At 70.5% G+C, this 8,067-nt stretch carries 9 protein-coding genes; 5 read left to right on the forward strand and 4 right to left on the reverse strand.

All coding sequences use genetic code 11. The features are described from left to right. A partial coding sequence (locus GVL05_RS19335; RefSeq protein WP_159574199.1) for a hypothetical protein occupies positions 1-230 on the reverse strand: 230 nt, incomplete at its 3' end. Between the two features lie 228 nt (positions 231-458). Here GVL05_RS19335 and GVL05_RS19340 point away from each other — a divergent pair. Further along, the gene (locus tag GVL05_RS19340) at positions 459-1,040 is read left to right on the forward strand and encodes a LemA family protein (RefSeq protein WP_111084820.1); all 582 of its coding nucleotides are present in this window, start codon (positions 459-461) and stop codon (positions 1,038-1,040) included. A gap of 19 nt (positions 1,041-1,059) precedes the next feature. After that, positions 1,060-1,962, forward strand: coding sequence for a M48 family metallopeptidase (locus GVL05_RS19345; protein ID WP_159574200.1), 903 nt, complete (start codon positions 1,060-1,062; stop codon positions 1,960-1,962). Between the two features lie 6 nt (positions 1,963-1,968). On the opposite strand, the gene GVL05_RS19350 is transcribed toward GVL05_RS19345, so the two are convergent. After that, complete coding sequence (locus tag GVL05_RS19350; protein WP_159574201.1) at positions 1,969-3,240, reverse strand: winged helix-turn-helix domain-containing protein; 1,272 nt, start codon at positions 3,238-3,240, stop codon at positions 1,969-1,971. Positions 3,241-3,332: 92 nt separating this feature from the next. Here GVL05_RS19350 and GVL05_RS19355 point away from each other — a divergent pair, with 92 nt between their 5' ends. Beyond that, complete coding sequence (locus GVL05_RS19355; protein WP_159574202.1) at positions 3,333-4,583, forward strand: AI-2E family transporter; 1,251 nt, start codon at positions 3,333-3,335, stop codon at positions 4,581-4,583. A 62-nt stretch (positions 4,584-4,645) separates the two neighbouring features. Further along, the gene (gene ilvA / locus GVL05_RS19360) at positions 4,646-5,905 is read left to right on the forward strand and encodes a threonine ammonia-lyase (RefSeq protein ID WP_123340649.1); all 1,260 of its coding nucleotides are present in this window, start codon (positions 4,646-4,648) and stop codon (positions 5,903-5,905) included. Positions 5,906-6,051: 146 nt separating this feature from the next. On the opposite strand, the gene greA is transcribed toward ilvA, so the two are convergent. Together greA and GVL05_RS19370 are read right to left on the reverse strand one after the other, a co-directional pair. Continuing rightward, positions 6,052-6,540 carry a transcription elongation factor GreA gene (greA, locus tag GVL05_RS19365; RefSeq protein WP_111084815.1) on the reverse strand — a complete coding sequence of 163 codons (489 nt, stop codon included), beginning with the start codon at positions 6,538-6,540 and terminating at the stop codon, positions 6,052-6,054. A gap of 70 nt (positions 6,541-6,610) precedes the next feature. After that, on the reverse strand, positions 6,611-7,111 hold the full coding sequence (locus GVL05_RS19370) for a DUF4307 domain-containing protein (RefSeq protein WP_159574203.1): 501 nt from the start codon (positions 7,109-7,111) through the stop codon (positions 6,611-6,613). A gap of 23 nt (positions 7,112-7,134) precedes the next feature. Between GVL05_RS19370 and mca the strand changes: the two genes are divergently transcribed. Further along, positions 7,135-8,025 (forward strand): mycothiol conjugate amidase Mca, encoded by an 891-nt coding sequence (gene mca, locus GVL05_RS19375; RefSeq protein WP_159574204.1) that lies wholly within the window; start codon positions 7,135-7,137, stop codon positions 8,023-8,025. The last annotated feature ends 42 nt before the right edge of the window (positions 8,026-8,067 follow it).

Raw genomic sequence — 8,067 nt, forward strand, 5'->3', positions numbered from 1 at the left:
GTGCCGGGGCGCCCGCTGCTCGGCGGGCCCACGAGTTCGCTCGGTGCGGGGGTCGCGGTGGCCGCTTGTCCGTGGGTCGCTGCGCCGGCGAACGCGGGGGTGGCTGCCGCCGCCAGCAGCGCCGCGGCGAGGACCGCCGTGGCAGAGGCGAGCGCGACGAACCGGCCACGACGACGAGGGCCGTCGCCCCCGACGGCCCGGTCGTCCACGTTGTCCCCTCGCGTGCTCACCGGCTCCATCCCACGTGATGTGCGCCGCTGGGTCAATACACCTCGCGGATGATGTCCCGCATCCGGTCGTGTTCACCCCGCAGCCCGAACGCCCGGTGTGCGTGACTCGGGAATCGCCCGTGAACCCTGGCGGTCGACGCGAGCACTGCGGACGCGTCGGTAGACTTCACGACGGCCGTTCAGGCCACGCAGCACCGCGGATCCGAACGCGAGAAGGAGCACCCACGCATGGACACCGGACTCGTCACGACGCTGATCGTCGTCGGAGTGGTGGTGGTGATCCTGGTCATCATCGGGATCTACCTCTGGGTGACGTACAACTCGCTCGTCACGCTCAAGGTCCGCGTGGACGAGGCCTGGAGCGACATCTCGGTGCAGCTGAAGCGGCGCGCCGACCTGATCCCCACCATCGTCGACACGGTCAAGGGGTACGCCACCCACGAGAAGGCCGTCTTCGACGACGTCACCAAGGCGCGCTCCGAGACGCTGACGGCCGGTGACGCCGGCACGGCCTCCGCGGCCGAGGGACACATGCAGAAGGCGCTGAAGAGCGTGTTCGCGGTCGCCGAGGGGTACCCGCAGCTGCAGTCGAGCCAGAACTTCCTGCAGCTGCAGACCGAACTCGTCGACACCGAGGACAAGATCCAGTCCGCCCGGCGCTTCTACAACGGCGGCGTGCGCGAGCTGAACACGAAGATCCGGGTCTTCCCGAACTCCACGTTCGCCAAGCGACGGGGCTTCGCCGAGGCGACCTTCTTCGAGACCGCCGAGCCGGCAGCCATCGCCGAGCCGCCGCGCGTCCAGTTCTGACCTCAGCCTCGCAGCTGCCGTGTACAGCGCCATCGCGCGGAACAAGCGCAACACCGTCGTCATCGTCCTGGTCTTCCTGCTGATCATCGGCGCGCTCGGGCTCCTGGGCGGCTACCTGGCGGGCAACGTCTCGATCGGCGTCATCGTGCTCGCCGTCGCCCTGGGCTACGCGGTGCTGCAGTACTTCTTCGCCGCTCGGCAGGCGACCGCCATCGCCGGCGGCATCGAGATCGACCGCACCTCCGAACCGCGGCTCTGGCGGACGGTCGAGAACCTCGCGATCTCGACCGGCATGCCGATGCCCCGGGTCTACGTCATCCAGGACCCGTCGCCGAACGCCTTCGCCACCGGGCGCGACCCGGAGCACGCCGTGGTCGCGGCGACGACCGGGCTGCTCCAGATCATGGACGACCAGGAGCTCCAGGGTGTGATGGCCCACGAACTCGGGCACGTCCGCAACTACGACATCCGGGTCTCGACGATGGTGTTCGGGCTGGTGGTCGCCGTCGGCCTGATCGCCGACGTGCTCCTGCGCATCTCGATCTTCAGCGGCCTGTCCGGCGGCCGGAACCGCAACTCGGACAACGGCGGCGGCGCGAACCCGGTGCTGCTCATCGCCGGCATCGTGGCCGTCGTCGTGGCGCCGATCGCCGCGGCGGGCGTGCAGGCCGCGGTGTCCCGGCAGCGCGAGTACCTCGCCGACGCCACCGGTGCGATGACGACCCGTCACCCCGAGGGCCTCGCCCGGGCGCTCGAGAAGCTCGGCGCGTACGGCCGTCCGATGCAGACGCAGAACTCGTCGATGGCCCACCTGTGGATCGCCGACCCGATGCGCCCCGGCGTGATGGACCGGCTGTTCTCGACGCACCCGCCGCTGCCGGACCGCATCGCACGGTTGCGGGCGAACGCCGACCGCTTCTGACGCCGGTCAGGCCTCGACGGCGTCGAGTTGCACCGTGGGCTCCGGGGCATCGGCGTCGTCGACGGCTTCGTGCGGGACCAGCGGGAGGCCGAGCGCCCCGGCGACCGCGGCCGCAGCCGTGCCCCGATCCGTGACCTCGACCTCGTCGAGTCCCTGCCAGGCGGCGGTGCGTCGGAGGGTCTCGGCCAGCCGCTCGGCATCGAGGTGCTCGCCGGGCTCCTGCCACGCGGTCCGGACCCGCAGCACGCCACGCTGCCGGTCGCTCTTCAGGTCGACCCGGCCGACGAGGCGGTCGTCCTGCAGCACGGGCAGCACGTAGTACCCGAACACCCGCTTCGGGGCCGGTGTGTAGATCTCGATCCGGTAGTGGAACCCGTACATCCGCTCCGCCCGTCGGCGGAACCACACGACCGGGTCGAACGGGCTGAGCACCGCGTCGGCGGTCAACTGCCGGGGCACCCGGGCATCGGGGTGGAGCCAGGCCCGCTCACCCCAGCCCTCGACCCGCACGGGCAGGAGCTCGCCGGCAGCGGTGAGCTCCGCGATGGCGCCGGCGGTGTCGTCCGACCGCAGTCGGTAGTAGTCGGCGATGTCCGCTCGGGTGCCGACGCCGAGGGCGCGGGTGGCGTGCCGGACGAGTTCGAGCACGGCGGCAGCGCGCGGCGGGGCCGTCTCGAGGAACCCGGCCGGCAGGACCTGCTCGGGCAGGGCGTACACGCGCTCGAAGCCCGACCGTCCGGCGCTCACGGCCTCGCCCCAGCGGAACATCTGCTCGAGCCCGAGTTTCACGTCGCTCCAGCCCCACCACGGACCACGGCGGACGTTCGACTCGTGCTCGACCGCGCTGGCCCGCATCGGCCCCTCGGCACGCAGGAGCGCGTGCAGCTCGCGTCGGACCCCGGCGGTGCGGGTGACGCCGTCGATCCTGGTCGGACCGGCGTCGCGGTCCCGCAGGGCGTCCATCCGCCAGCGGAACAGCCGCAGGTCGTCGCGCGGGATGAGGGCGGCCTCGTGCGCCCAGTACTCCGTGTAGGGCCCGGACCGGCCGAGGGTCAGTCGGTCGAGCGTGGATCGGTCGTACGCCCCCAGCCGTGCGAAGAGCGGCAGGTAGTGGCTGCGCTCGAACACGTTGACCGAGTCGATCTGCAGCAGCCCGAGTCGGGCGAACGCAGCGTTCACCGCACGCGTCGAGACCGCCGTCGCCGGTGGTCGACCGAACCCCTGCGCGGCGAGTGCGACGCGGCGGGCTTCGGCGGCGGAGAGCGAGGACCTGACCATGCGCCGACGCTACCGAACCCCGCCGACAGCGCGGCGTCGGAACGTATGCCGTATCTGGAACGTGAGGACGTGTGGATCGCTAGGATCGGCCCATGGCCTGGGGAAAGAAGACACCGCACGCGGATCCCGTCGTCGTCGATGACGCGGTGCCGCCCGGCATGCGGATCGCCGGTGCGTGGTCGTGGCGGATCCTCGTCGTGGTCGGCGTCGTCGCGGTGGTCATCTACCTGGTCACGCTGTTCAGCGAGATCCTCATCCCGTTCCTCATCGGCATCGTCGTCGCCGCGCTCCTGGTCCCGCTGTCGAACTGGATGCAGCGCCACCACGTGCCGAAGTGGCTCGCCGTCATCGTCAGCCTGGTCGGTGGGCTCGCCGCCGTCGGGGCGCTCATCTGGCTCGTCGTCGACCAGATCGCCGCCGCCTACCCGTCGCTCCGCGACCGAACCCTGTCGCAGTACGACAACATCCGCGACTTCGTGCTCAGCTCCGGGCTCGGGATCAGCCAGAAGGACCTGAACTCCTACCTCAACCAGGCGACCGACTGGCTGCAGAGCAACTCCGGCTCGATCCTGTCCGGTGTGGCCAGTGCGGGGTCTTCGCTGACGCACATCCTCACCGGCCTGTTCATCGTCATCTTCACGGTGATCTTCCTGCTCATCGACGGCAAGAACGTCTGGCGCTGGACGGTCCGGCTCTTCCCGAAGAACGCCCGCAGCGCGATCGACGGCGCCGGCGTCGCCGGCTGGACGACGTTGACGAGCTTCATCCGGGTGCAGATCTTCGTCGCGTTCGTCGACGCCGTCGGCATCGGCCTCGGTGCGTTCTTCCTGCAGCTGCCCCTCGTCGTGCCGATCGCGGTCTTCGTGTTCCTCGGGTCGTTCATCCCGGTCGTCGGTGCGATCGTCACCGGGTTCCTGGCGGTGTTCGTCGCCCTGGTCTTCAACGGCCCGGTCGCGGCGGTCGTCATGCTCGGCGTGATCCTGGTCGTGCAGCAGGTCGAGGGACACATCCTGCAGCCGCTCGTCATGGGCAGCGCCGTCAAGGTGCACCCGCTCGCCGTCGTCCTCGGGGTCACGGCCGCGTCGGGTCTCGCGGGCATCGCGGGCGCGTTCTTCGCCGTCCCGCTCATCGCCACCGTCAACTCCATGGTCACGACCATCTCGAGCGGACGCTGGAAGACGATGGACTCCGACCACGTGCTCGAAGCCAAGCAGGAGGCGCACGACGAGAACGTCCGGACCAAGCGCCGGCGCAAGATCCTCAAACTGCGCAAGCGCCGTGGCGACGTCCCGAAGCCGGGCACCGACGAGCAGCCGACCGCGGTCAAGGGGACGGCAGGCTGACGCTGAACGATCCCTCGTGTCACGGGTTCGCCGCGGACGCCCGGAACGACGATGATGGGGGAGTGACCGACACCAGCGCCTCCCAGCACACGCTCGCCGCGATCCCCACGCTCGCGGACATCGAGACGGCGCGGGAGACCATCTCGGGCGTCGCGCGCGTCACCCCGATGGAGACCTCGCAGTTCCTGGCCGAGGTGCTCGGTTCACCCGTGCACCTGAAGTGCGAGAACCTGCAGCGCACCGGTGCGTACAAGGTCCGCGGCGCCTACAACCGCCTGTCGACCCTGTCCGAGGAACAGCGCGCCAAGGGCGTCGTCGCGGCCAGCGCCGGCAACCACGCCCAGGGCGTCGCCCTCGCCGCCCGCGAGCTCGGCATCCCGGCGACGATCTTCACCCCGGTCGGTGTCGCGCTGCCGAAGCTGCAGGCCACCCGCCACTACGGCGCCGAGGTCGTCCTGCGTGGCCATTCGGTGGAGGAAGCCCTGAGCGCCGCCAAGGACTTCGCCGCGCACACCGGCGCGGTCTTCATCCCGCCGTTCGACCACCCCGCCGTCATCGCCGGCCAGGGAACGCTCGGCCTCGAGATCATCGACCAGGTGCCCGACGTGGACACCGTCGTCGTGCCGATCGGCGGCGGCGGGGTCATCTCCGGCATCGCCCTCGCGGTCAAGGGCATGGCCGAGCGGCTCGGACGACCGATCAAGGTCATCGGGGTGCAGGCCGAGAACGCTGCTGCGTACCCGTCGTCGATCCGCGCCGGCGAGCCCGTCACCATCACGACGACACCGACGATCGCCGACGGCATCGCGGTCGCCCGCCCCGGCGACCTGAACTTCCCGATCATCCGCGACCTGGTCGACGACATCGTCACGGTCTCCGACGACGACACTGCCCGCGCCCTGCTCGTGCTGCTCGAGCGTGCGAAGCTCGTGGTCGAGGCCGCCGGAGCCGTCGGTGTCGCCGCGATCATGTCCGGCGCGGTCCGCGACACCGGGCGCACCGTCGTGCTGTTGAGCGGCGGCAACATCGACCCGCTCATGATGGAGCGCGTGATCACCCGCGGTCTGGTCGCCGCGTCGCGTTACATCGGCATCCGCATCATGCTGCCGGACCGTCCCGGCCAGCTCGCCCGGGTCGCCCAGGTGATCTCGGACGCCGGCGCGAACGTGGTCGAGGTCCTGCACACCCGCCACGGACAGGGCCTGGTCATCAACGAAGTGGCCCTCGACCTGTCGATCGAGGCGCGTGGCCCCGAGCACGCGCAGGAGGTCATCCAGCGCCTGCACGAGGTCGGCTTCCGCCCGGAGCTCCTCGAGCACTAGCCCTGCGACGATCCACGAGTCGTTCGACGCGTGTCCTGTCGGATCCGTGGTGCGCCTCGGCGAGCGGGGCCGTGGACGCGACCAGCGGACAGACGGGAGGCCCGTGGCGGTGTCGCCCCGGGCCTCCTGTCCGTCTGTGGTGCTGCTTACGGCTCGTAGCGCTCGATCTTGACGACCTCGACCGCGATCTCCTTGCCGTTCGGCGCCGTGTAGGTGGCCTTGTCGCCGGCCTTGAGGCCGACGATCGCCGCGCCGACGGGGCTGACCGGGCTGTAGACCGTCAGGTCGGAGCCCTCGGCGACGATCTCGCGGCTGCCGACCAGGAACGTCGACTCGTCGCCTGCGATGACCGCGGTGACGACGGTGCCGGGCTCGACCGTGCCGTCGAAGACCGCTTCGCTGACGGTCGCGTGCTTGAGGAGGTTCGTGAGGACGCGGATGCGCGCCTCGATCTTGCCCTGCTCGTCCTTGGCGGCGTGGTAGCCGCCGTTCTCCTTGAGGTCGCCCTCTTCGCGAGCGGCCTCGATGCGGCGCGCGATCTCGGCACGGCCCTCGCCGCTCAGCTCGTCGAGCTCCGCCTGGAGACGGTCGTGCGCCTCCTGGGTCAGCCAGGTGACCTGCGTGTCGTTGCTCATCTTCTGTCCCTTCGACCATGAAAAACGAGACCGGCCGAGTGGTCGGTCTCGAGAGGCGAATCAGGACAGTCTAGGGAATCCAGCAGTCGTGGATCAAGCCGGTGACGCCACGGGTCGTGGTCGTCACCTCGGTGCTGACACTGCGGGTGCGCTGCTCGGACGGGGCGAGGGTGATCTCCTTCCAGCCCACGATCGAGTAGCTCTTGTCGAGGACCTGGACGGCGCACTTCGCCCGGACGCCCGGGTCGACGGAGACCTGCGAGTGCACGACCGTGCTGTGCTGGGAGAGGACCTCGTACCCCACGACGTCGTCGGTCAGGCCGCGGTCGGACTGGTCGAGACCCGCCCAGATCACCCAGGCGGCGAAGACCACGACTACGGCGATGGCGGCGGTGATCGCGACGGCCTTGCTGCGGCGCGCGCGGGCCGGGGTGCGGCCGTAGCGGTCGTCGAGGGTGGCAGTGTGGTGCTGTTCGGACAGTTCGGGGCTCCCGGGGTGATTATCCTGATCCCAGGGTAGTTCACGCGTCGCTGTGCACTTCCCGTCCTCGCTCGTCCTCCGCTCGCCCACGCTCACCCACGTGAGGAAGTCCCGTGCCGTACCGCTTGCTGGCCGTCCACGCCCACCCCGACGACGAGTCGAGCAAGGGGGCGGCGACCGCGGCGAAGTACGTGGCCGAGGGGCACGAGGTGCTGGTCGTCTCCTGCACCGGGGGCGAGGCCGGCGACATCCTCAACGACCAGCTCGGCGAGCCCGCGACGAGCCGTGCGCACCGCGACATGGCCGGGTACCGCCGTGGTGAGATGGCCGCCGCGCAGGCAGCCCTCGGCATCGACCACCTGTGGCTCGGCTACCACGACTCCGGACTGCCCGACGCCGAGAAGGGCGAGACCGTCCGACCCGGTACGTTCTCGACCGTGCCGCTCGAGTACAGCACCGAGGCGCTCGTCCGGGTGATCCGCCGGTTCCGTCCGCACGTGCTCGTCACCTACGACGAGAACGGCGGCTACCCGCACCCCGACCACATCCGCACGCACGAGGTGTCCGTCGCCGCCTGGACGGCAGCGGCCGACCCCGCTGCGTACCCCGCGGCCGGCGAACCGTGGTCGATCGCCAAGCTCTACTACGAGCGCACGATGAACCCGCGCCGCTTCCGGACGATCTTCGAGGCGCTGCAGGACCGCGACCCGGACAGCCCCGCGATCGAGCAGCTGCGCGAGTGGGTCGAGCGGTTCGCCGACCGGCCCGACCTCGCGACCACGCACGTCGACGTGCACGAGTACTTCGACCAGCGCGACGCGGCGCTCCGCGCCCACGCCAGCCAGGTGGCACCGGACAGTGCGTTCTTCTACTGGCCGAACGACCTCCTGGCCACGGTGTGGCCGACCGAGGACTACCAGCTCGTGGAGGCCCGCGTGCCGACCGAGCTCCCGGAGACCGATCTGTTCGCCGGGATCCCTGCCGACAAGGAACCGACCCCGTGAGCTCCATCGCGGCGGCACTCGCCGCCACCCCCACCCCCAGTC

Source organism: Curtobacterium sp. 18060, assembly GCF_902706105.1.
GTDB lineage: Bacteria > Actinomycetota > Actinomycetes > Actinomycetales > Microbacteriaceae > Curtobacterium.